The organism is Shewanella profunda (genome assembly GCF_023283765.1).
GTDB classification, from domain to species: Bacteria; Pseudomonadota; Gammaproteobacteria; order Enterobacterales; family Shewanellaceae; genus Shewanella; species Shewanella profunda.
Genome location: NZ_JAKILG010000004.1, coordinates 36,999 through 60,493, shown reverse-complemented (window position 1 = coordinate 60,493; position 23,495 = coordinate 36,999). Strand labels below are relative to the sequence as shown.

Sequence of the window (23,495 nt, the reverse complement as noted above, 5' to 3'; positions counted from 1 at the left end):
TTCAGGTTACAACACGATGATCTCACATCTCGGACTTATTCGCACCTTCCTTAGATCTTCTCGGTTAGAAGTGGATTATCATTACAACCCACCAGGGATTCGGGGTGAACCAAGATATTTGGAGGGTGTGGCGCGATTTACTAAATTACATGGTTCATTGGACTGGTATGCTACTGAAGGGGCTATAAGGCGTTTTGGATTGCCATTTGGAGCCAGTTCGGTTGAACCCTTTTTACAGGTGGAAACTACCGGAACTGCAAATTATCAACAATTAATGATTTATCCAAATTCAGTTAAAGACCGTGAAACATCTGAATATCCTTATGTTGAGCTATTTAGGGATTTAGCATCTGCAACATGTCGTCCTAATAGCACCTTGGTAACATATGGTTATAGTTTTGGCGATGAGCATATAAATCGGGTTATTATTGACATGTTGACAATACCCTCAACGCATATAGTAATAATTGCATACGGTGATCCACTTGGTAGAATCATGCGTTTTATAAACGATAGTGGAAGAAAAGCTCAAATATCTTTATTGCTTGGTGATCACTTTGGAGATATAAAGAAATTAGTAGATTTTTATCTTCCTAAAGCCGCGATAGACAGATCATCAATTCGTATGGCGGAGCTATTGAAGTCAAGAGGTTTGTATCGTGCAACTACCTCAAATAATAGTGGGGATTCCGAATGAACTCATTTCCCATTGAACAAGGTGAGCAACTCAGGGTAGGTACTGTAGATTTTGTTTCACCCAATGAAATTAGAGCACTATTAGATATCGATTCACCTGATGCTGTCGCTTTGAATGCAGGCACACCTAGAAATTTTCCTAGAGTAAACAGCTATGTATTAGTCTCATGTGATAATGGTTACTTAGTTGGGCAAATAGAGTGGCTTGCAGTTGAGCATTCACCTTATCCTAAACAAAGAGATATTCAAGATTTTGGTCTAGTAAACCTACCATTTCCTCGAAAAAAAATAAGTTTAAATCCAGTCGGAACTCTTAAACGCTTTTCCAAAGATGGTACTGATTATTTTAAATTTCAACGCGGCTCTGAATCATTTCCTTCTATTGGTTCAGCTATTTTACTACCAACAGATTTACAGCTTAGATCAATTGTCGAGTCTGGTGATAATAGACGAATAGTTATTGGGCAAAGTCCACTTGCTAACAATGCTAATGTAGCCGTAGACCCTGATAGATTATTTGGTCGTCATATAGCAGTACTTGGTAATACTGGTAGTGGTAAGTCTTGTTCTGTCGCAGGATTAATCCAATGGTCACTCGAAGCTGCAATGGAGTCAGAAGTAAAACCAAACGCCAGATTTATTATATTAGACCCCAATGGCGAGTATGTACGTGCTTTGGGACCAACTACAAAATTTAAAGGCAGAATTTTTAAAGTCGAAGCTGGGGAAAATGAGCATCAACTCCAAGTGCCATCTTGGTTTTGGAATAGCTCGGAATGGGCATCATTTACGCAAGCGAGTCCTAAAGCCCAACTTCCTTTACTAAAGCGTTCTCTAAGGGCAATGAGAAACGAAGATTTTGAACTTGAAACAACCTCAAATATAGAAATAAAACGTTTTCTAGGGAATGTTCTCATAACCTTAAAACATGATAAAAGTTCAGGGAAACCCTTTGGAGCTTGGGGGCCTGCAAAAGGCTTTAACGAGATAATGGGTAAATGGATTGAAAGCTTTGAAGGATACAGAGATAAACTTGGAAATAACAACTTAACGAATGTAATCACAATAATGTCTAAATATAGACAAGATAGGAATGTACAGTACGCAACCATGCAAGCGACCGTGCCTGAAATAGATAGCATTATCGAGAGTGTTACCTCTGCATTTAGAGAGTTCGGAGGGTTTGAGAAAGAGTTACTACCAAAGAATGAAGATATACCGTTACCATTTGATGGTAATAACCTGGTTGCCTATTTAGAAGCTCTTGCTCAAGAAAATGGCAGTGAACAATATGTTGAATATTTGGTTGCCAGAATACGCACCATGCTCTCAGATACAAGGATGAGATCTGTTACTAATGATGCTGATAATCGGATTGACTTAGCTAAATGGTTAGAGAAATATCTTGGTACCGATTGTTCAAGAGATGATAACAGTTGTATTTCTATAATAGATCTATCTCTAGTTCCAAGCGAAATTACTCACATTGTTACTGCTGTGATTTCAAGGATTATTTTTGAATCATTGCAACGCTATAGAAGACTATATAATAAATCTTTACCTACGGTACTTGTAGCTGAAGAAGCACATACATTTATTAAACGGTATCGTGATGACTCTGAAAATCAGGATGTCGCAGCTGTTTGCTGCCAAGTGTTTGAGAAAATTGCACGAGAAGGCAGAAAATTTGGTCTTGGGATGGTGGTTTCCTCGCAACGACCATCAGAATTATCACCTACAGTTTTATCTCAATGTAATACTTTTCTTCTGCATCGAATTAGTAATGACAAAGATCAGGAGCAAGTTCATAAAATGGTACCTGATAATTTGCGAGGATTACTCCGTGAGTTGCCTTCACTGCCATCCCAACATGCAATACTGATGGGCTGGGCATCTGAGCTTCCTGTCCTGGTTAAAATGAAAAATTTGACGAAAGATCAGCAACCCCATTCTGATGACCCTGACTTCTGGGATGTTTGGACAAGAAAGTATGCTGATGGGAAATTGGTCGAGAGAACTGTCGATTGGGGAGCTGTTGTAAAGGAATGGCAACAAAAGTGATCTGCGGCAGAAAATGAAAGCGGGAGGGCAGATCGGAATTGAAGGAACTTTATGTCATCAATCTACTTGGTGTTGCGTTCCGTTGTCCCTCAGCCCCACCATGACGACTGAAGTGGCTGTAAACGCAGTACCTATCAATTTCAATATAAACAATGAACTAACGCTGTTAGCGTGGTTTTTTGCATCATTGGCCCTCAAACCCCAATACCAAGAACTGGACGTTTGCCAAAGATATTCTCGATACGCTCAACGCCTTTATGTGCAGTGCAGACATGCGGATTCTTTATACGCATTTTGCTCGCGCCGATACGGGTAAAGTGCTTACGTCCAAACAGGAGAGATACCAAATCCAGGTGGTCGAAGGTGCTGAGCTCATATGGAAACGGATGACAAACGTTCAAGATCCGTTCCCGACCGTACACGACTGCTACCTCAAACAGTATCAGCTCGGGATGCCGAATCTGTCTCGCCGGTACACCACCATTCTTTTTGATGAGGCACAAGACGCTAACCCCGTAACAAGTAGCATCGTCCTACAGCAGAACTGCAAGGTAATCCTGGTTGGAGATCGCCACCAGCAGATCTATAGGTTCAGAGGCGCAAACAACGCCCTTGATAGCAAAGAGCTCATGAACGCCGACCAACTCTATCTCACTCATAGCTTCCGCTTTGGCCCTAACGTTTCCCTGGTGGCAAACGCCCTTCTTGAACTCAAAGGTGAAACACGACCTGTTGTTGGCCGGGGACCAGCAGATCAGGTAGTCATGTTTTTACCAGGTGATGTGGGCCATCGCGCAATACTTCACCGAACTGTCATGGGGGTTATAGAGACGGCGCTCTCTGCGACCGAATCCGGAGCGCAGGTTTTCTGGGTCGGTGGAATCGACGCTTACCAGATCAATGAGCTCCAGGATTTGTACTGGTTTTCGATGGCAGAGCCAGACCGGGTAAAGAATAAGAAACTGCTTGATGAGTATGAAGACTACTTCGAGTATCAAGAAGTAGCGAAAGCGACCAAAGACCCTGAGATGATGAGGGCTGTCAAGATCATAAACAGCTACGATGAAATCCCTGAGCGACTCACTACTCTACGACGCAATACAGTCAAAGAAGAGTTTGGGGCTGACATTACGGTCTCAACAGCTCATCGGTGCAAGGGGCTGGAGTGGGACTTTGTTCAGCTCTATGACGACTTTCCGGATGTCCTGGACCCAGAGCTCGACCCAATGGCCCGTGACGATGAAATAAACCTGCTCTACGTCGCATCCACCAGAGCGATGCGAATCCTCGCTTTGAACAGCGCCGTCGAGATGGTTATCCGCTACATCACCCAAAAACGCATGGTGGAGAAGCAGATGAAGATGGCCGCAGAAGCGACAGAAGTTGAAGAGGACACAACCAAATAGTTTGGTCAATTCTTTCACATGTGAAAGTTGACAAATAAAACGCTCTAAGCGCCCTAAATGGGCGCTTACACCTGCCTAATTTCACGCCTCCCGCCTCTACCATATCGAGCATGGGAAAATACGTGCGTGAGACTATGAAAAAATCACCTTTGAATTTACTGCTCCTCGCAGCGCTCACGCTGGGGGCATCACACCAGGCTTGGGCTCAAGATGGCACAAGACCTGGTTTCTATGAGCGAAAAGAAGAGGGTTGGTTCTGGTACAAGGAAGAGCCCAAAGAGCCAGAGAAAAAACCTGAAAAACCCAAACCAAAGCCTGTGGCAGAAGCGAAGCCTACACAGCCTAAACCTGCTGCTCCACTACCGAGCGGCCCAGAAATGTTCTCAGCGGAATGGTTCCGGGAAAACTTACCCAAGTACAAAGACCTAGCTTGGAACAATCCTACCGTCGAAAACGTCAAGATGTTTCTCTATTTGCAGCGATTTGCGATAGATCGCTCTGAGCAGTTTTCCGATGCTACTGAGTTGGCAGTTGTGGGAGATCCATTCCTGGATGAGATTACTCGACGTCCTGCGGCCACGTTTGCCTCACAACAGGTTGACCGTGACGCTGGTAACGCCAAAAACATGCTACTCAAAAGCGTAGCTGACCGTGTAGGGATATTCTTCTTCTACAAGTCCGACGATGACTACAGTGACTTACAAGCACCACTCATCAAGATGTTGGAACAAGGAGAAGGTTTCTCAATCATTCCAGTTTCTATGGACGGCAAACCTCTCCCTAGTGGGATTTTTCCCCATTACAAGACTGATGAAGGTCATGCCAAACAACTTGGCATCGTAACTTTTCCAGCGGTTTATCTCGCCTCTCCAGACGGCCAGTTCGCACCTATAGGACAAGGACCAATGTCTCTTCCTGAGTTGAATCACAGGATTTTGGTCGCAGCAAAACGCAACGGCTGGGTCACAGACGAAGAGTTCAACCGTACACGCCCGGTACTCAACCTAGAAAACAACATAGCCGAACGCTTGGCCTCACCAGAACTGGGGGCTGATCTCAAACAATTATCTCAAGCGAGCGGTGACAAAGACAACTTTGTGCCACCGGAACAACTCATGAAGTACATCCGCGACAAATTACAGGAGAACTAAGATGGTCACGCACAAGACAATAAAAAGGAGCCTGCTTGCCGTGAGTGTGGCGGCCAGTATCTTCATAGCACCAACAGGGGCGATAGCCGCTAACGGCCTTCAGTCTCAGATGGACAAACTCTTCAATGAAATGAGCAACACAACACCACCTGGCGTTTATGAAAGCCAACGGCGTGGTGTTTTAGCTGGTGGCCGGTTCACTGCTAAGACCCGAATCTTCGATGAAAACCTTGTTAGCTTTGCCCCTCCATCGTGGAAAGCCGGTTGTGGTGGTGTGGACCTGTTCGGCGGTTCGCTTTCCTTCATTAATGCGGACCAAATTGTCCAGCTCCTACGAGCTGTCGCAGCCAACGCCAAAGGCTATGCCTTCCAGCTCGCTCTCGACAACGTTTTTCCGGACGGAGCAAAATGGATAGAGAACTTCCAGAAGAAAGTACAAGCGCTCAACCAACATCTGGGTAACTCCTGCCAGCTCGCTCAAGGTTTCGTGAATGACCTAACCAGTGGCATGGATCTTAAACACAAAACTGATGCTTCTATCACCGCGACAACTTCCGGCCTGTATGAAGACTTCTTCGGGTCTAAACAGGAAACTAGCGGTAAGAGCCCTCTGGAAGAACTGAAAGCCAACAAGCCTGACGAATACAACAAGATGATTGGAAATATCGTCTGGAAGCAACTCAAGAGCAACAACGCCAACACTTGGTTCCAGTACGGGGATAACACCCTACTTGAAGCGATCATGTCTTTAACTGGCACAGTCATCATTGGTGATTTAGTAAACGACCCTAACTCAACCGGATCAGGTGCGAAAACCACCCCTCTGACAACCCTGCCAGGTAACAAGATCACCTTGTCAGACCTCATTTCAGGTGGCTCTGTTGACATCTATTCCTGTGATTCTGACACGACCAACTGCCTGAGTGCTGGCACCAGCAATAAAACCGTCGTGCTCAAAGGTATTAAGAACCAGATCACCGACATGCTGCTGGGAACCAGCTCTACACCTGGCGTCATCTACAAATACGCAACGAACTCTGGGACCTTAACTGACCCAGAAAAGGCCTTTGTCTCTAACCTCCCTGGGGGAATTGGCACTATCGTTCGTAACTTGTCTGTCCTTTCACAAGACGGCGCAAACCTATTCGCAACAGAGTCATCAGGAGCGATAGCCCTAACCATGATGTATAGCTTCTCGGAAGAGTTCTTCCGTGCAGCTCGTATTGCGATGGCTAATAGCAAATCGCCTTACAAAAAAGAGGCTCTGGAGCTTCTCGCGCAATCGCAACAGCAAATCCGTGCTGAATACACAATCCTGTCCTCTCAATACGGCGATCTAGCAAGCCAGATTGAGAAATATAACAACCTACTGGACAACATCCGCAAGCAAAAATACATGCTGGCAACTTTGTCCAATCCTCCTAGCACGAACTAAGGAGCAATTGGAATGGGAGCTTTTTCAATCCACTCTATCGGTGACTCTGCTTTTCTGGAGCAAATCCTAATTGCAGTATCAATGATCACCGGCACCGGAGACTTCGAGAAGATGGTCAGTATTGGCCTACTTCTTGGGTTCTTGATGATCTGCATTCAATCCGTTTTTCAAGGTGCAAAACAAATCAATCTCCAGCAAGTTCTGGTTGGTTGGATTCTATATGCCTGTTTCTTCGGCCCGACAACAACGGTGACTATCGAGGACGCATACACAGGACAAGTTAGAGTCGTTGCCAATGTACCTATTGGTGTAGGCTTCGCTGGCGGCGTCATATCAAACGTGGGATACACCATCACCAATTTATTTGAAACCGGATATGGTGTAATCGTACCGAATGTCACTGAAAGTCATTTTTCCGAAACACTGAAATTGCTGAATGATGTAAGAAGGCGAGCCTATGACACTGGAGTGTTTACCGCGCTCAATTCAGCGAATGGCGGTGGCTACGTTGATGTTAGACGCTCTTGGAATAACTACATCCGAGAATGCACGTTAACTAAAGTCGATCTCAACCTGATGTCCCTTGATGAGTTAATGAACCGTTCTACCGATTCTGCTTTGAGGTTCAATTCACAGCTCTACGGAACTCGGCTTTATTTGTCCACCTCAAACCCTGATGGTGCAGACTACACATGCACTGATGGATGGGTGGCTATTAGCACCGCGACCGCAAACCTAAGCAGCCCTGTTGTTGTTGATGCTCTAAACAATCTTCTGGGCATTGACACATCCACTGGCGATAACGCCATAACTAAGCTAACTGACTCCCTTCAAGCGATGGGGGCGACTACCACTTTATCCATCGACTACCTGAAAGCCGCCGTTCTTGAGCCCCTATATTACGAAGCCGCAGCAGGACGCTATCAGGATCTCCAGGACTACGGTTCCGCGTTGATGATTAACCAAGCTATTCAACAACGAAACACGCAATGGGCCGCAGAGCAGTCTATGTTTATGACCGTCGTCCGCCCGATGCTGACGTTCTTTGAGGGCTTCATCTACGCCATCACCCCGATTATTGCTTTTATTATCGTGATGGGCAGCTTTGGCCTACAGTTAGCCGGTAAATATGTGCAAACCATCCTCTGGATTCAGTTATGGATGCCAGTCCTCTCAATTATCAATCTGTTTGTTCATACCGCAGCGTCAAATGAGATGTCTAGCCTCAGTGCTAGTGGTCTCAACTCCATGTACGCGCTGTCTTCAACTGGAGATGTGCTACAACACTGGATAGCAACCGGTGGCATGTTAGCTGCGGCCACTCCGGTGATTTCGCTGTTTATCGTCACAGGTAGCACCTATGCCTTCACCAGCTTGGCATCGAGAATCAGTGGTTCTGACCACGTTGACGAAAAGATGCAAACGCCGGATCTGCTCAAGCAGGGTCCGGTTATGCAAAGCCAGCCAGCGTACAATCACAACCAGTTCAGTGGAGCAATGGCAAATGGCGCAGAAAGCATGATCAGCACGTTTTCGCTTGGCTCCACGTTGGCGTCAGGAGTAAGTTCTGCACAGGCTTTACAAAGTCAGAAATCAGAGGCGTTCCAAAGCACCCTGGGGCGAGGATTCTCAGATGGTGTAAGTCAAGAACAGGCGTATTCTCGGCTTTCCAATATAGGTCGTAACGTCTCGTCCCAGAACTCAGCGCAAAGTCAGTTGGTTAATCAACAAGCCAAGAATTTCATGGATAAGTTCCAAGTTGATGACAGCCACTCAGATGCTGTAAAGGGTGCCTTTGCCATGCAAGCGATGGGCACTCTTGATGTAGATGAAGCCGCATCAATGCTTATGCCGATGGTTGGTAAAGCTAGAGCGGCTATGAAAGCCGCTGCTGGTATTAAGTCTAGTAGCACTTCGCTAGTACCTGTGGCTGGGGCTGAGAAGAAAAAAGGTGGCAACGACGACGACAGCGGGGATCTTTTCGATATTGAGGCTCAAGCCAAAGGCTCAACAGAATCATCCGCCCAAGACTCATCAAGCTGGTCTGCAAGTGATGTATCTCAATTTATGAAGGGCGTGGGCTTCTCTCAAACTGATAGCCAGGCGTTAACTAATCAACTAGCTCAAGGATTCAGTCGTTCTGGGGGAGAATCATTTAAACAGGCATGGGGAGATACCTTATCTCAAAATTTATCTAAATCTGCGTCAGAACTCGTTTCTGCATCAGATTCCTTTACCACTATGAGTCAACTTCAAAGTCAAATGGGCTCAATGACCAATACAGATTTTAAAACTCTTGGCGGTGCTGTAGCCCAAACTCCTGAGGCTATGAATCAACTTAACGATTACTTCCGTAGTGCCGCGCCACAATCGGTAAAAGATGAAGCGGCATCCTTACAACAAAGATACCAGGCATACGGCATGTCTCCTCAAGTTGCTCAAGCGGCAGCACGAATGACAGCAATGACCAACTCTAAAAACTACGAGCCAGGTAAAGAGCTTGGAGGGTATCAAGCTGCACTTCAAGCTATTAACACCGCTTCGGGTAGAAACAGTGCATTTAGTGGTGACGCTTATAGCCAACAGGGATTGAGTGGTCCAAATGTCTCAGGCGTAACCGGGCAGGTTCAAGGGGCGGTGGGAAGTGGTCCGAATATTGCCCCTGGGTTCCGTGATAATGTTTCGGGCACTGCTGGTACAGATCCTGCGACAGAAGCTGGGCAATTACCAACAAATAGTCCTATTGTACAAAACGAAAACGCAACTGGGCTAACAGCTCTCAACGATAAAGCTCAGCAAACAGAAAGGGCCGTATCAGCTCCAGAACTGAAAAAAGCTCAAGATAACTTAATGAACTCACTCCCTGATATGTCTTGGAGCGCGTCAGGATGGGGGGCTTGGGATAACTCATCTGACTGGATAGGACGAAGAGCAGAACAAGCCGGTGGAGCCCTTGTCGCAGGGAGTCAAGCTGGTGCCGATGCGTTTTCAAAAGCAATGGATCAAATGAGAACCATGACCCCTGAGCAGCGGGACCAATTCATAGCAGCCACTCAACGCGGCGATCAAGCTGTCCAAGAAGAATTTGGCTGGGCCGGTGATGCGTTGGTTGGAATGGCTAAACTTGGGCGCAATGTCATGGGAGCTGCTGCAAGTGGATATGACGCAGCGAAAGAATGGCTTACAGGAAAATCTGACTTGTCAGAAGCGGCCAAAGGGATGAACCTTGAAGAGCGAGGTGCTTTCTATGCGGCAGCTCTTGCCTCTGCCTCAGAAGCTGGTAGCGGTGCTGCGCAGCAGTTTATGAACCAATACGGTGATGAGTACAAAGAGACGATGCAGTCTATTGCTCAAAGCCGTTATGGGCTGACAGATTCACAAGCCGCTGTTTATGCTGAGTCCTTTGATACAAATGAAGGACGCATGAACCAAGCTGTTCAGAACTTAAAAATGGAATATGCAGAGAGAAATCCAGATGGTTCACCGATGATGCAAGGGGGCCAGCCAGTCTTATCTCAGCAAAACGAGGAGTTTACAGACAAGCTGGTTAACGTCTTGCAGAACTCAACGGGAGCAGGAGATCGCTCGGGTAGCTATTTGACTGCTATCAGGGGGTACAACATCGCAAATCAGCGGTTCTAAAAATTAACCAAAGAATAAGGGGGCTATCATGCCCCCTTATTCGTCTCCAGCACCAATATGATAGCGCTGGTCAAAGTCATAGGAATTTTGAAGTCCACCAGCGCGTTTCTTTCTTCGCCGAGTATGCGGAGCCTCTTTATATGCTAACCGAGCGGCGCGGATAAACCATGTCACCCCAAAAAGAGCGCCGACCAGCAAAGCAACTTGCCACTGGAAGTAGGCTATCCCTCCCCAAAAGATAACAGCAGCCCAAAGACTTCTGTGAACTAGGAATAGGAAGCGAGCCCCCCAAACGGCAAATGGTGCCAGTGCCACACCAAGCCCCCAAGGCGTATCAGTCATCATGGCTATTCCAAGAAGCACCATTCCCAACAGCAGAATATTGACTACATATTTCATACCAATCTCCTTACTCTTTACCTCCAGTTTACCACGGCATCAAAAAATGCAACTGTGAAATTTTTGACTAATTGTTGTTGAATAAGTATTCCTTTAGCAAATTTTATGATTAGAATTTGCCCACTAACTTTCACATGTGAAAGTTAGACCTTACGGAATAAGGCATTTGTTGACAAAGCATTACATAGTTGAACATGTCAAACAGATCGCATACACTATGGAATAGGCCATTGCTAACGCTTTGGTCCCCATCTGCAACACCGCAGAGTTCTCTTTCCCAAAAATCTCTTTCTGTAAACACCTTCATTCTTGTGTGGTTAGGGCGTGCCTTTGCTTACCCTACCCTCCTCAGCTCTTGCTGTATTCGCAATTTCAGCCCTCGCTGTATCCCTAAAATCACTTATACCTTAACGCTATTAATTATCTCAAAATAACGCACTTCCAGTGCGCTATTTTCGCCATTCCTTTGGCGCACTTTCTATTTCAATCAAAAAAAATTCTGTATCCCATTGATTCCTAACAGTATTGTAACTTTGTTCCGTCAGTACAAAGTTAAGTGTATGTTTTTAAAGGTTTTTTATTGTTGACAGCATCAATATTTGGGCTTATAAGAGCGCAAAATATGTCAGTTTGTGACAATAGAAGAACTCTAAAAGCGTTCATTGAATAACGCACTTTTTGTATGGGTAACAACGCAGTTTAAGGGTGGCAAACAATGGATAAATGCCCAGTGATAGACATCCCAAGCGACCCAGAGAAGAAACGTGAGTGGATCAAGTACAAACTCAAGATCCAGGGACTTTCTCTGGCCGCATTGGGCAGAAAACACAAAACATCTCGGCAGGTGGTGTCTACGGCACTCTACAAGCCCAGTCCACGCTGGGAACATGAGATAGCGACAGCTTTGGGTATGAAGCCGTCTGAGATTTGGCCGGAGCGGTATGACGAAGAACACGAAATACCCCTCAGACATAAGGAGGCAAGCTGATGAAGAACAAAGCCAAGGCGCTGGTTCTGTCTGCGGCTCTCCTGTCATCAACAGCGAATGCTATTGACCTGAGCGGAACCATCTTCGACAAAGCGGCGAAAGCATATAACCTCGACCCTCTTCTAGTGTATTCGGTCGCATTGGCCGAATCTGCATCAGGGAGAGGTAATGGCTCTATAAGTCCTTGGCCTTGGACGCTTCGCGTTCCTGGGCTTCCTTTCTATGCCAAGTCGGAAGATCAGGCAAAGGCTAAGCTCGCAGAGTTTCAGCAGCAGTACGGTCGTGCCATTGATGTCGGGTTCATGCAAGTGAGCATCCGCTGGAATGGTCATAGAGTTTCTTCTCCAGCAGATCTTCTCGACCCAGAGACCAATGTCATGGTTGGGGCAGAGGTGCTATCAGAAGCCATTCAGTCATCTCCAAATGACTTGGAGCTTGGCGTTGGCCGCTATCACGCCTGGGAAGACGAAATCCGAGCCAGAAACTATGGTAGCCGAGTCTTGGCTATCTATCGCAACCTTCGTGATTTGTGAGGGGGCGGAATGTTGGAACTGGATATTATTGGTGCGTGGGATGCAAGAGCCGTCAACCTCGATCAAGAAGAAGCTGATAGAAACGTCTACGAGTTCGATCTGACATTGTGGAACCTGCTATCCACTCTGGCAAAAGAACGTCCAGATGATGCGGCCTCACAATTTTCTTTGGGCATGGACACCGTTCAAAAGCTGTCACTGGCAACACCTTCCCAATTGGAAGCTCTGGCGTCTGGCGTTTTGATCTCTTTCAAGCTCGAAACAGCAGAGCAGAACATCATCACGCGACTCTCTGGCGACTACGACCCGGTAGTTTTCATCAACCATAGTGTTGATGAATTTGATGCTGCCTACTGGTTGCTATTTAACCGCGTCGCATCGAGAGACCCGGAGATGGCAAAGGAAGTTTTCGGGGTTTCGAGAGAGCTTGCGGAGCTGGTGGCTAAGGCAACAGACAGCCAGTTGCGCCACATGTCTGGAACAACGGTTACGCATTTTACGCTTCGTTTTGCTCCGAGCATCATTGAAGAAATTCTCGATGACAGCCGGGAAGAGTTAACACACCCGGTATTGAAAAAACTGCAACAGTCTCTACAGGGACGTGGGAGGTGGAGATGAACATTGGCAACTCTGGTACATTGGGTCGCTGGGTTACAGCTCGACACATGGCCCTTGCTGGGTACATCACAAAAATCATCATGATCGAGACGGGCCTAACCTACAAACAGGTCAGACGGCTTTACCAGGATCTGGAGAGAGACGGATATACTCTGGAACGAAAATCCAGAACCTTCCGTGGTGGTGCGACACTGATTCATAGTCACACATCCAAGATACAGGCCTCTCTTCTAATGCAGCTCTACTTCAACATTGGTGGAGAAGCCGTGTTGCGGTCTGTGAACATCAAAGCCTTGAACAAGGCATTTAGAATGTATCACGCAATCCGCAAAGAAGTGCCCGGAATGAAAGGTGCTCGATGGGCTCCGTTTGATATTACTGATGCCTGGTGTCTTGCTTCGGAGTTGAGAAGTGGGGACGCAATGCTGGAGGTGTGCGACAACTGCAAGTGTACGTACTTCACCTCTGTTAATCAAAGAACCTGCGTTGAATGTCCGTTCTGCAAAGAACAAGGAAGGCATGGTGGTGGGGAGAAAGAGTGTGCTTGAGTAGACTATGACATTTCGGACCAGAAGATGAGCGCCCAAACTTTGCGGCGCTCATTTTTTTTACTTCTTCTGTGGGATACGGTAGCGCTCCAGCTCGACAGCTCCCAACCCCTTGAAAGCATCCGGGCGACGTCCTTGCCCACTCCACGAAACTCCGTCTTTTGAATATTTAGCATTATCAGGTTCTGATTTGCTCGTGAACATTTCGTTGAGCAAGCCGATGTCCACACCGCAGGATTCCATGTCGCTCATTATTCGCTCGGCCTGAGCTCGCTTTTCTTTTTCTTCTTCTTCTCGCTTTTTGTACTCTTCCTCCAGTTCATTGAGAACGCCCTTCATTCTGTCAATGATCTCCCGAACTTCATCTAACGGGAGCCCTCGCAACAGGGTGCGAATGCGGCTTTTACGCTTTAACTCTGCGATTATTAACTCTCTACGTTCAGCCGCTGATAGCGTAGAGAACTCCTCGTGGTCTTTCATGTCATACGGAGCCCATCAGTTTTCCTTTAAGTGAATCACGTTGAGAGTTCAGTTTTGCGTCAGCCTGCACTGGCGGATTTTGATGCTGTGCAGGTTGACTCTCTGAACCCTGTTGCTCAAAAGACCCAATGTTGCCAGAAAATCGAAGAGAATAAAGACCCAATAGAGCAAGGGCGCGGAGCCGATCACTACGCGCCTTATGCTGCATCTGGGACAGTTCACGATAGAGCTCCGGAAAGGCTTGCTCCGATATGTTCAGATTAGATATTTTTCCATCCCATTTGCTACCAGCCACAACGACCTCCTATCTATCAGCCGCAGAACCAGAAGCCCCTGGCATTGGATGCCACGGATTCGTTGGGCAGTACAATCCTGCTCTTAGGGAAAAGCTCCCTGGCCGCATCTTGGTAAGCCTCGGCACCGCCACCAGCCAGCAGAACTACGTCAGCATCCATCCCGTCCTCACGCATTGACTTCCGCATAGGGATCAAGGCGTTTTGAGCGACTTTGGTTGAGGCTTTCTTGAAGTAGTCTTTGATCGATACCTTTTCGCCGTAGAGGAAGATTTCGGCCTTACCGGCACGAATAGCTTTCTCGATCTTCTCGATGCCAGGGGCACCGCCGTGGTCTTCCTGAATTAGCCGATCCGTTTCCTGTAGCAACACCGACATCGCCTTGAGGCTGGTGCCAGATGAATGATAGCGGACCTCTCCCTCTTCAAGAGCTACCCAGTCTACAGAGAAGAACCCAGGGTCAATTACAACGGTTTTTCCTCCCTGGATAATCTCCAGGAGGTCTTCATCTTTGGTTGAACTGACAACATCCATGTAAGCACCGGCAGGTTGAGGTACAACCACGACAGACTTAACCGCCACCGATCGTTTTGGCGTGATCTGGTGCTCGCCCTCAAGTCGAGCTTTCAACGCCTCTCTGCGCTCTACTTCCATGTACTGACTAACAGGCAGGCCAGTCACCAGCACATCAATCTCCTTCTGCTCGGACATCAGGAGTGCAGCGTAGAAAAGAGCCTTGTATGGATTGGTCGAAGGATAGTCGCCGTGAAGCTCACGCTCCCAACCTTGCAATCGGTCAGGCTCGACGCCTGCAACCCATTTCTCTCCATCAATCACAACCTGAATGCTGGACCCTGCACCGCCAGTTAACTGTTGTGGCATCAGTTCCAGTGGACCTGCCCCCACCGGCATGACGACTGTGCGAGCTTCCTCACCTTTATGCCCCATTGCCATTTTCAGGTTGGAGTAACCAATATCCAAACCCAGAACAAATTGACTCATGAAATCCTCCAAAGATTGCTTTTTGATTGCTTTTTGATTGCTTGCCGCGTGTTGGATAGAGAATAAGGCTAAAGGCGGGGACAAATGGCCTGTGTAATTGCCCAAAAGGGGCATTTAGATTGCTTTTCGGTGGTTTTTTGATCGTTGAACAAGGAAACCTATGGGAACGCTGCACGGATAGGTTCACATAAACAGACCTTACCCCTACATCGAGAACCGCTTTCCCTCCAGCACCGAGAGACGGCGGTAAAGAGGCAATTGGAATCTTTGGTGCTATGTCCAATATATCTGGAATCTTTATTTATAGATTCACATTGAAAGAGGAGGTGAAAGAATAAGGGCGTCAAGATTCCAGATAGATAGAGGGAAATTTGACAAATTCCAAGGATGGGTTAGCCTAGAGACAGAACTAGATTCCAGTAGTGGAATAATCAGCTTTAAATTCCAGATAGATAGTTATGTGGATAGGAATTGGATAGGAATTGGGAGGGTTTTGAGGTGAGTCTACCAACGGAGCGATGGCTAGATCTGCTAGATCCGAAGCTCGAAGAAGAACGATCCGAGATAACAGAGGATCTGCTAGAGGCAGAGGGACGTGAGTTTGTTGCAGAGGTACGGAGCAAACTGGATCACGCCTTAGCGGTTCTTGCTGTCGAGGCGCAGCAGGAAGCGGACATGTACTGGAACGCGCACAAATCGGCGCGTGAAGAAGCATCAGAGGACGAACAAGGGCGTGTCGGTACACGGGTTCGCATTCTAGGCGTATCACTCGTTGCAGAGTGGTATCGCAACAGATTTGTCGAACAGGTTCCCGGACAAAAGAAAAGGGTTCTATCGACACATATCAAGAAGGGTCGGGGTCATGCCTATAGCATGTCGCACTTCAAGAAAGAGCCTGCCTGGGCACAAGAGTTGATCCAGCAAGTTGAAACCAGGTATGCCGTGTTAAGACAACGCGCCACTGCCTTAGCAAAAATTCGCCGGGCGCTAAACGAGTACGAGCGCCAGCTAAACAAGACACATAGCGACGAGGTGTGACAACATGACAGCATCTGTAGCGGCCACTGAAATGGCGAAACTGGGGAAATGTGAAGCGATGATCAAGAAAGTCGCCAGCCATCCTCGCCCTGCCCTGTCAAAGCGCCCACAATCGCTACAGGGGACAGATAGCACTCTTCGGGGTGAGTTCGCCCATTTCCGGTATGAAGCGGCAGCCCTGCGCTTCATGAGCAGCACTGCGGGGGCTAAGCGTCGCATCTACCAGCTAGTGTTTTCAGCAACGGTAGCAGCGGGAGTTTTGACACTGCTGGCGGCATGGACCACCAGCTAGAAAGTATCGACGGAACAATCATGAGCAAGAGAACCAAAGACAAAGACCTGGAGAAACTCGACGTAATCAAAGACTCGCCGCAAATGAGCCTGTTTGAGATTATTGAATCTCCGGGCAAGAAAGACGACTACTCCAACACCATCGAGATCTACGATGCGCTGCCTAAGTACATTTGGGACCAAAAGCGTGAGCATGAAGATTTGTCCAACGCTGTAGTGACGCGACAATGCTCCATCAGAGGCCAGCAGTTCACGGTGAAGGTGAAGCCAGCCATCATCGAGAAGGATGACGGAAGAACCGTGCTGATCTACGCGGGACAGCGAGAGGAAATCCTTGAGGATGCTCTACGCAAGCTCGCAGTGAACGGGAAAGGCCATATCATCGAGGGCAAGGCTGGAGTCATGTTCACTCTGTACGAACTCCAGAAAGAGCTCTCGAAGATGGGTCACGGGTACAACCTGAACGAAATCAAGGAAGCAATCCAGGTTTGTCGTGGCGCAACACTTGAATGTATCAGTGATGACGGTGAAGCCTTCATCAGCTCCAGCTTCTTCCCGATGGTGGGACTGACCACCAGAGGTGAGTTTCGCAAGAAAGGCGGGAACGCCAGGTGCTATGTGCAGTTCAACCCGCTGGTAAACGAATCGATCATGAATCTGTCGTTTCGTCAATACAACTACAAAATCGGAATGCAAATCCGCTCCCCTCTTGCACGGTACATCTACAAGCGAATGAGCCACTACTGGACTCAAGCATCACCAGATTCGCCGTACACGCCATCGCTTATCAGCTTCCTGACCCAGAGCCCTCGTGAATTGAGCCCACGGATGCCGGAGAACGTCAGAGCCATGAAGCTCGCTCTGGAGGCCCTCATCAAACAAGAGGTCGTAAGCGACTACGACGCGAACCAGATCAAGGATGGCCGCAGAGTCATCGACGTGCGGTACGTCATAAGGCCTCATGAGAACTTCGTGAAGCAGGTGATGGCGTCCAACAAGCGTAAGCAGCAGACAGAGCTACGGGCCATCAAGCACGGCATGATCGACCACGACATCATTGATGAACCCCAGCGTAAGGGGAGATAGCCACCAGAATCTCCCATCCCCCCAGGGAAAAGAAAGATAGGCGCGTCAGCGCCTTTTTTTATGCCCGAAGAAAGCGCACAAGGTACGCCCACCAGGCAGGACCTGAAACGGAATGCCTCCGCATATGGGGGAACTGCACGGATAGAGCGAACGTGACCCCAGATGCAGCGTGGGCTGGGGCTCTATATATGGGATCGTTGCACGGTAGTCGCAAGCTGATTCTCAGTATCGTGCAAGCGTAAGCCACGACGAAGGATAAGTGCCATGCTGCTCCGGTGGTTCCCGTAGAGTGGTTCCCGTAAGGTATTGATAGTTAAAGGGTGAGGATGTGGGGGACCTGCACGTTATGAGATTTGATATGTGGGTACGTTGCACGGAAGCAGGTTCTGAACCTCTCGATATATGGGAACTCTGCACGATTGACGAAGCAGAACAAAGATTGACAGATCAGGACAAACCTAAAAAGGCAGTCAAAATGACTCTAATAGTCCATAAAGTGATCACGCGCACACAAAAAGAGGCCAAAAGTTATCCACATCTCCTGTGCATAAACGGGGTTTTGGTATATGGGAACGCTGCACGATCACATGTGGGTACGTTGCACGGTGCAAAAAACGACCAAAATTGACATGTAGGTACGTTGCACGTTCAGAAAATTGTATATGGGCCGACTGCACGTATGACCTTAGACATGTGGGAACACTGCACGAACACCAGATCTGATATGTGGGAACGCTGCACGAAAGCTCTGTTTTGTAAGGATTTTGTGGAAAAAAGAGGGGTTCCGTGTGGATAACAGTGGATAAGATCCAAGGGTATGTGGGGACGTTGCACGGCAACCTATGGGAACGCTGCACGGCAACCTATGGGTTCGTTGCACGGAATAAATATAAAAACACCAGCAATATCAATGTGTTGAGTGGTGATTTAGAACGCCTAACCTGTCTTTAACCGTTTTTAATCCTTTATACAAAGATCTAAAGATCTTTATATTTATCCTTTTGATCGCTGAACAAAAAATAATCAACACTGTTTTTTTAGAAAAAAGTCTCGTATGCAAGGCCGAACAGGACGAGTATCACCAACAAGATAAGCATCGACAGCACAAAGTAACCAGACTCGTACATCACAACTTTGATCACAGAAACGACGCTGATCGATCTTCCAGAGATCCTTCCGATGATCCACTGAAACGCAACGAACGAACCAAGCCCACAGATCAGCACCACCGCTACGGAGACAAGTGCATGTTCCCTCAGGACAGACTCACTCAGGAAACCATACTGCATCCCCATCAATACAAGCCTGCCAATGCCAAACCCCAGGCCCAATGCAACAGCTCCACGAACCAGCACGACCTTCAACGACTGGAGCCATGTCAGTTCAAGATTCATCCCCTTACGGGAAGACCGACGCACCAGCACCATAGATATGCCCAACCCCAAAAACACCAAAAAAACAAAATCCAACATTGCCACCTCTGCACAAATCAATCAGAACCACAGGCCTCTCGGCCAAATGCGCCACCAGGGAGAACCCACTTCTGCCCCTCCGGCACAAAAATCGGGAGCGTGTAATCTTCTCTGGATACCTGCTCCAATGCCTCAACATCACTAATCTGTATCGGCGCAACAGCAGAACCTAAATCTATTACGTCGATTTTTTTTCTTGATACCGTCACACCAAAGGTTTGTTCATACTGAGCAATTTTCCCAGCTCGTTCAGGCCAGTAGTGACGGATCGTGGACCAGATACGCTGTGAGTTGTAGATGCAGGTCATACACGACGACCGGCTCCAGCCAAGGCGATAAGGGACTGGGGCCAGGATGCGGTGACGCTCGATTACTTCCCATACCTCCTCCTCAGTCCAATGAAGAACGGGCCTCCAGGCATCAACTAACCGTGCAGTCTTCCCATATCTTCTGTCACAGGCATGAGCCTCAAGCTGGTTGTACTTGGATCTGTTTGCACTTTCCTCCCGGCGCTCACCAGTGATGAAAAGGATCTTCTTCCCCTTGAAGCGCTCCTGGTTATTAAGAGCTCTGCGGCCAACATCGATCTTCAAGGCTGATGAGCACCACCTTGTTTGGAGTGATGGCGATTGCTGAGGGAAACGAAGGCGCGTACCAGGCTTAGAGCGCTTATGGTCTCTAGGCAGCACCAGAAGCCCCTCAGGCGTCTCTACACGATGGGGGTGGCTATAGGCATTGTCTTTGAGCATTTCGCCCTCAAAGCCGCCCTCAAGCCACGAGAAGTACATTGGGATACCCAGTTCTTCCCCGAGCTGACGACAGTAATCACGCATGAAGGCCCAATCCATCAACGAACTGCCTTCCTGACCATCAACATCATGGTGCCAGAACTCCACCTTTGACTTATCAACACCCATGTCCACCAGCCGCAAGTACGCAGCAATCGAGTCTTTGCCTCCAGACAGGCAAACAATGATGTGATCGTACAAACTCAGGTCCACATCCGGAGCGGAGAAGTACGTTGTTCTATCGTCACAACGCTGACTGGAAGATATGCCGGTAAGAACCGACTCCAGTGATGGCAACACCACCTGGTCATCGAACAAATCTCCTTGGTTTTCTCGTCTCAACATAAGTCGCTCTTTTTTCTTTACTGGGTTGTTTTTATGATTTACAGTATTATAAAATGATACTGTGAAAAGTAAAGTTTTCAGAACGACTAATCACTCAGGAGAACTTGATAAGCACCAGAAAGCAATCTAAAGGTGGTTTTTCGGTGAGGTTAGTTCAGGGGCAACCTGCCGCTGCTGATTGGAAATCATCAAGAAGTGGCTTTTTGGTGGGGTTACGGTTTGAAGGGGTGAGTATGTGGGAACGTTGCACGGTTAAAGGGGCCGCACATGAAAACGATAAAGCGGTTCATCGTATGGGTGAATTACGGTCTTGAGGGTTGGAGCATTTTCGGATCGAGCGATGACTGGGATGAAGCTGTATCCATCCGTTCGGAAGCGATAGACGAATGCAATATTGACGAGGAAGACATCATCTTGGCAGAAAACAAAAACGAGCTGGTGGTAAAACCTGCGGCCAAGCAAATGACGGAGTGGCACCGGGAACTGGAAGCCGTCCTTATGACCTTGGATGACTGCCAGATGGAATGTGACGGTATGACATGGGCAGTAAGCCACCTACTCAATGAAGCGGGTGTACCTCATGACTGCATGTATGGCTTTGTGCGAAACGAACAGACCAAGGACATCGTGACACCGCATTTCTGGGTTGTCCTGGATGATGGGTGGCTGGTGGATCTGAGGCTACGCATGTGGCTTGGCGATCACGACAACATTCCTCACGGGGTATTCCATCCCGATAACGAGCCAGGACTTTTCTACAAGGGAGACCCGGTTCAAAACCATAAAGGGATGAGACTGGGCAAAGCCGTCCTGGACATCATGACCGACGGAAAACTTTCACATGTGAAAGTTCCTGAACGACAAGACGGAGAGTAATAGCGTGGAATTTGATTACGACAAGTCAGTATCAAACGCACATCTTGAGGCCGCAGGCTGGGGTATGGATGCCTTTAACCACTCCAACCCATTTGAGAGTCATGTCATCTATGTGCGTGACTACCGCAACGATCACATCCGCCTGTTCACCATCAAGCAGGCTGACTTCGACACGATAAAGCTGCCGCTTCACCTTACCTCCGACATGCTGGCTTCGGTGATCGCTGAGTTCGTATCGAGGGCAGCAAAAGGGAAGTTGAATACGAAGGAGTCCGACACGCTGGCTCCTGCCTTGGTTGGCTATGCCAAATCAACAGAAACCTACCGGAGCTGGCGGAGAGTGTCTGGAGCAACAGAGCGATTGCATATGGTCATCAATATCTACGCGGGTTCTGGATTGCTGAGACCTTTCATCGCTCGGGCTCCTGAGACCGTCCTGACGACCCAAGAGCTACTGGTCTTCTCATCACAGGTTAAGAGCATGGATGTATCCAATCATCCAGAGTGGTTTAGGGGCTAAAAAGTGTCCAATAAACTTTCACATGTGAAAGTTTTATGTTGGTGGAGGTGCCCGATTTGGGCATGAGGGAGTGGTGTTAGATTAAGCCGTTAAAGATAGCCTAGGCACCCTATTTAAGCAAAAAGGCAAGAAAATGTTGGATGCAGAAAAAATGTTAGAAGAAGTTGCTGCTGAGGTGGCGGAGCTCAAAAAGATGCTGGAGCAGCTAACCAAGGGGGTAATACCTAAAGAAGAAATTCAGTTGTTGACTATCAAGGAACTGACAGAACTTCTTCAAATATCGCACGTAACGCTCAATCGGTTGGTTAAGTTAGGTGACTTCCCGCAACCGGTTCGGATTAAAGGAGCTGGTGAGAGTGCTAGAACCGTTCGTTTCAGGGCTGTAGAAGTGCTCGACTGGATAAAGCTAAATCAGCAGTGAGGTGACGTGTGAAGCCTGTTCTCTGGATATTCGTCCTGATCATCGCCCCTTTCGTCATTGCGAAAGTGGACCAGTGGCGCAAACGCGGCATTGGAGACACCTGGGCGTGGTGGAAATCAGAGAACATGCCTTATGAGCTGCGCTCGGCCACTCTGTTTTTGTCCGAACAGGACATATCAACCACACAGCCGGTGCCCATGCACGGCAGGGTTGATCAGGTGTACCAAACCAAGAATGGGGTTCTCATTCCTTTGGACACCAAGCTGCGCCAGGTAAACCACATCTATGAGTCGGACATTATCCAGCTCTCGGTTTACCGGGTAATTCTGTCACACAAGTACAAGGCACCCGTTGCCAAGTACGGCTATGTCCGAACCGTTGTTGAGACAGCGGACGGGGATAGAGTCCGTTACATCAAGACAAACCTTCTCAGCGAAAAAGAAGTGGTCAAGCTGTGGCACCGCTATCAGTCCATCCGTTCTGGTCAGGTAAAAACCTCCTGTTCCTGTGGCGGAAAGTTTCACATGTGAAAGTTCTGGATTGAATCAGGGTTGCCCGAATTGGGCAGCTAGGCGGGGTTGCATTTTTGAAAAGTCCTGTACGCTGGTTGGTATAGGAGGTGAATAGTGGCCCAGCTTAAACATAACCACTTCGTCATGTTGGGGTCCTTGGTAGCGACGGTCGTAGCCGCCGCCAATGGCTTGAGTTTTCTCACCCTTATGGCTGGTGGAATGACCCTTCTCCAGTTCATGGCTTGGAAGCAACAAGATGCTGTTCGGAGCCGGTTTAAAGCTGCGAAGGATGCGTTTGAAGCGTTGAACGTCATTGCGTTCGACAAGCACTGGGTAGGTTCAACCGCGACGGTGGCCAAAGTGTCGAACATGATCACTCCGCCCGAACGACTGGATAAGCCCTGGGCGGTGCAAGTTCTGGCCGTGACCAAAGGTGGGACGTGGTTCGCGGTGGATCTGCAAGTGACCGGCACTGACAAGGTTCAGATGCTTAGCCTCCACCAGCTTAGTGAAAAGGCGGCAAAGACCATGCTGGCCTTCGACCTCGAAGTGTATGAGAAATTTTTCGGAAAACCTGATGTTGCATGAGGACAATGTGATGGAAAAAGTCAAAAGCGTAGATGCCGTGGAGTTCACGGCAGCAGATAAGAAGGCGATGACCCATGCGGCATACGCCCAGTGTTTCTTCATTCTGGCCCAAGTGATGGCATTCCCTTCCCTGGGGGTGGCTGGCGCTATGGTTGCTGCTCTGTGCGGCATGATGCCGTGGTTGACCAAGTTCGCCAAAGAGGCTCCATCGAAAGCCTTTGGCATGGTGATGGCTTCACTCTGCCTTGCCCCTGTGTACGGGAAACTCTGTGAGCTGGTGGTCCACGCGATTCAGGGAGCTTGAGC

Annotated in this window: 26 protein-coding genes; 20 read left to right on the top strand and 6 right to left on the bottom strand. The window is 48.1% G+C overall.

The window, feature by feature from the left end; translation table 11 throughout:
* Positions 1-16: 16 nt before the first annotated feature.
* From L2744_RS03330 to L2744_RS03305, 6 genes are all read left to right on the top strand, one after another.
* A complete protein-coding gene (locus tag L2744_RS03330; protein ID WP_248990673.1) occupies positions 17-697 on the top strand; it encodes an SIR2 family protein in 681 nt (226 codons plus the stop codon).
* Positions 694-2,757, top strand: a complete 2,064-nt coding sequence (locus L2744_RS03325; protein WP_001084040.1) for an ATP-binding protein — start codon at positions 694-696, stop codon at positions 2,755-2,757. Before L2744_RS03330 ends, L2744_RS03325 begins: the two co-directional genes overlap by 4 nt.
* A 179-nt stretch (positions 2,758-2,936) precedes the next feature.
* Entirely contained in the window at positions 2,937-4,163 is a 1,227-nt protein-coding gene (locus L2744_RS03320; RefSeq protein ID WP_376711925.1) for a UvrD-helicase domain-containing protein, read from the top strand.
* 134 nt (positions 4,164-4,297) lie between these two features.
* Positions 4,298-5,314: a conjugal transfer protein TraF gene (gene traF / locus L2744_RS03315; protein WP_369097539.1), complete on the top strand. Its 1,017-nt coding sequence runs from the start codon at positions 4,298-4,300 to the stop codon at positions 5,312-5,314.
* 1 nt (position 5,315) lies between these two features.
* Positions 5,316-6,749 carry a conjugal transfer protein TraH gene (locus L2744_RS03310; protein WP_025887008.1) on the top strand — a complete coding sequence of 478 codons (1,434 nt, stop codon included), beginning with the start codon at positions 5,316-5,318 and terminating at the stop codon, positions 6,747-6,749.
* 12 nt (positions 6,750-6,761) lie between these two features.
* The gene (locus tag L2744_RS03305; RefSeq protein ID WP_248990672.1) at positions 6,762-10,391 is read left to right on the top strand and encodes a conjugal transfer protein TraG N-terminal domain-containing protein; all 3,630 of its coding nucleotides are present in this window, start codon (positions 6,762-6,764) and stop codon (positions 10,389-10,391) included.
* Positions 10,392-10,427: 36 nt separating this feature from the next.
* Here the strand turns inward: L2744_RS03305 and L2744_RS03300 are convergent, their stop codons facing one another.
* The gene (locus L2744_RS03300; protein WP_248990671.1) at positions 10,428-10,790 is read right to left on the bottom strand and encodes a permease; all 363 of its coding nucleotides are present in this window, start codon (positions 10,788-10,790) and stop codon (positions 10,428-10,430) included.
* A gap of 715 nt (positions 10,791-11,505) precedes the next feature.
* On the opposite strand from L2744_RS03300, the gene L2744_RS03295 reads away from it, so the two are divergent.
* From L2744_RS03295 to L2744_RS03280, 4 genes are read left to right on the top strand one after another with little or no spacing between them, the layout of a single operon-like run.
* Entirely contained in the window at positions 11,506-11,778 is a 273-nt protein-coding gene (locus tag L2744_RS03295) for a helix-turn-helix domain-containing protein (protein ID WP_193142113.1), read from the top strand.
* Entirely contained in the window at positions 11,778-12,311 is a 534-nt protein-coding gene (locus tag L2744_RS03290) for a transglycosylase SLT domain-containing protein (RefSeq protein ID WP_000790610.1), read from the top strand. The genes L2744_RS03295 and L2744_RS03290 overlap by 1 nt, the downstream gene beginning before the upstream one ends.
* A 9-nt stretch (positions 12,312-12,320) precedes the next feature.
* Positions 12,321-12,929 (top strand): flagellar transcriptional regulator FlhD, encoded by a 609-nt coding sequence (locus L2744_RS03285; protein WP_000891157.1) that lies wholly within the window; start codon positions 12,321-12,323, stop codon positions 12,927-12,929.
* Positions 12,926-13,477, top strand: a complete 552-nt coding sequence (locus tag L2744_RS03280; protein ID WP_001020646.1) for a FlhC family transcriptional regulator — start codon at positions 12,926-12,928, stop codon at positions 13,475-13,477. Before L2744_RS03285 ends, L2744_RS03280 begins: the two co-directional genes overlap by 4 nt.
* Positions 13,478-13,537: 60 nt before the next feature.
* Here L2744_RS03280 and L2744_RS03275 read toward each other — a convergent pair whose 3' ends face one another.
* From L2744_RS03275 to L2744_RS03265, 3 genes are read right to left on the bottom strand one after another with little or no spacing between them, the layout of a single operon-like run.
* The gene (locus L2744_RS03275) at positions 13,538-13,957 is read right to left on the bottom strand and encodes an H-NS family histone-like protein (RefSeq protein WP_011872827.1); all 420 of its coding nucleotides are present in this window, start codon (positions 13,955-13,957) and stop codon (positions 13,538-13,540) included.
* A 1-nt stretch (position 13,958) separates the two neighbouring features.
* Positions 13,959-14,252, bottom strand: coding sequence for a KPHS_p301480 family protein (locus L2744_RS03270; RefSeq protein ID WP_011872872.1), 294 nt, complete (start codon positions 14,250-14,252; stop codon positions 13,959-13,961).
* Between the two features lie 16 nt (positions 14,253-14,268).
* The gene (locus L2744_RS03265) at positions 14,269-15,252 is read right to left on the bottom strand and encodes a ParM/StbA family protein (protein ID WP_069370019.1); all 984 of its coding nucleotides are present in this window, start codon (positions 15,250-15,252) and stop codon (positions 14,269-14,271) included.
* A gap of 498 nt (positions 15,253-15,750) precedes the next feature.
* Between L2744_RS03265 and mobI the strand changes: the two genes are divergently transcribed.
* From mobI to L2744_RS03245, 4 genes are all read left to right on the top strand, one after another.
* Complete coding sequence (gene mobI, locus L2744_RS03260) at positions 15,751-16,290, top strand: conjugative transfer protein MobI(A/C) (protein ID WP_011872891.1); 540 nt, start codon at positions 15,751-15,753, stop codon at positions 16,288-16,290.
* A 4-nt stretch (positions 16,291-16,294) separates the two neighbouring features.
* A complete protein-coding gene (locus L2744_RS03255; RefSeq protein WP_069369945.1) occupies positions 16,295-16,582 on the top strand; it encodes a hypothetical protein in 288 nt (95 codons plus the stop codon).
* A 20-nt stretch (positions 16,583-16,602) separates the two neighbouring features.
* On the top strand, positions 16,603-17,667 hold the full coding sequence (locus tag L2744_RS03250) for a plasmid replication protein (protein ID WP_376711924.1): 1,065 nt from the start codon (positions 16,603-16,605) through the stop codon (positions 17,665-17,667).
* A gap of 786 nt (positions 17,668-18,453) precedes the next feature.
* The gene (locus L2744_RS03245) at positions 18,454-18,618 is read left to right on the top strand and encodes a hypothetical protein (protein WP_163768167.1); all 165 of its coding nucleotides are present in this window, start codon (positions 18,454-18,456) and stop codon (positions 18,616-18,618) included.
* An 86-nt stretch (positions 18,619-18,704) separates the two neighbouring features.
* Here the strand turns inward: L2744_RS03245 and L2744_RS03240 are convergent, their stop codons facing one another.
* The gene (locus L2744_RS03240; RefSeq protein ID WP_248990669.1) at positions 18,705-19,139 is read right to left on the bottom strand and encodes a hypothetical protein; all 435 of its coding nucleotides are present in this window, start codon (positions 19,137-19,139) and stop codon (positions 18,705-18,707) included.
* A 17-nt stretch (positions 19,140-19,156) separates the two neighbouring features.
* Positions 19,157-20,272 carry a phosphoadenosine phosphosulfate reductase domain-containing protein gene (locus tag L2744_RS03235; protein ID WP_000946102.1) on the bottom strand — a complete coding sequence of 372 codons (1,116 nt, stop codon included), beginning with the start codon at positions 20,270-20,272 and terminating at the stop codon, positions 19,157-19,159.
* A gap of 267 nt (positions 20,273-20,539) precedes the next feature.
* Between L2744_RS03235 and L2744_RS03230 the strand changes: the two genes are divergently transcribed.
* From L2744_RS03230 to L2744_RS03205, 6 genes are all read left to right on the top strand, one after another.
* A complete protein-coding gene (locus L2744_RS03230; RefSeq protein ID WP_000849071.1) occupies positions 20,540-21,148 on the top strand; it encodes a hypothetical protein in 609 nt (202 codons plus the stop codon).
* A 4-nt stretch (positions 21,149-21,152) separates the two neighbouring features.
* Positions 21,153-21,668 (top strand): hypothetical protein, encoded by a 516-nt coding sequence (locus tag L2744_RS03225; protein ID WP_248990668.1) that lies wholly within the window; start codon positions 21,153-21,155, stop codon positions 21,666-21,668.
* A gap of 133 nt (positions 21,669-21,801) precedes the next feature.
* A complete protein-coding gene (locus L2744_RS03220; RefSeq protein ID WP_151819877.1) occupies positions 21,802-22,089 on the top strand; it encodes a helix-turn-helix transcriptional regulator in 288 nt (95 codons plus the stop codon).
* Between the two features lie 8 nt (positions 22,090-22,097).
* Positions 22,098-22,619 (top strand): hypothetical protein, encoded by a 522-nt coding sequence (locus L2744_RS03215; protein WP_000805800.1) that lies wholly within the window; start codon positions 22,098-22,100, stop codon positions 22,617-22,619.
* A 96-nt stretch (positions 22,620-22,715) separates the two neighbouring features.
* Positions 22,716-23,189, top strand: a complete 474-nt coding sequence (locus tag L2744_RS03210; protein ID WP_248990667.1) for a hypothetical protein — start codon at positions 22,716-22,718, stop codon at positions 23,187-23,189.
* 10 nt (positions 23,190-23,199) lie between these two features.
* Positions 23,200-23,493, top strand: coding sequence for a hypothetical protein (locus L2744_RS03205; protein ID WP_001370730.1), 294 nt, complete (start codon positions 23,200-23,202; stop codon positions 23,491-23,493).
* Positions 23,494-23,495 lie beyond the last annotated feature (2 nt).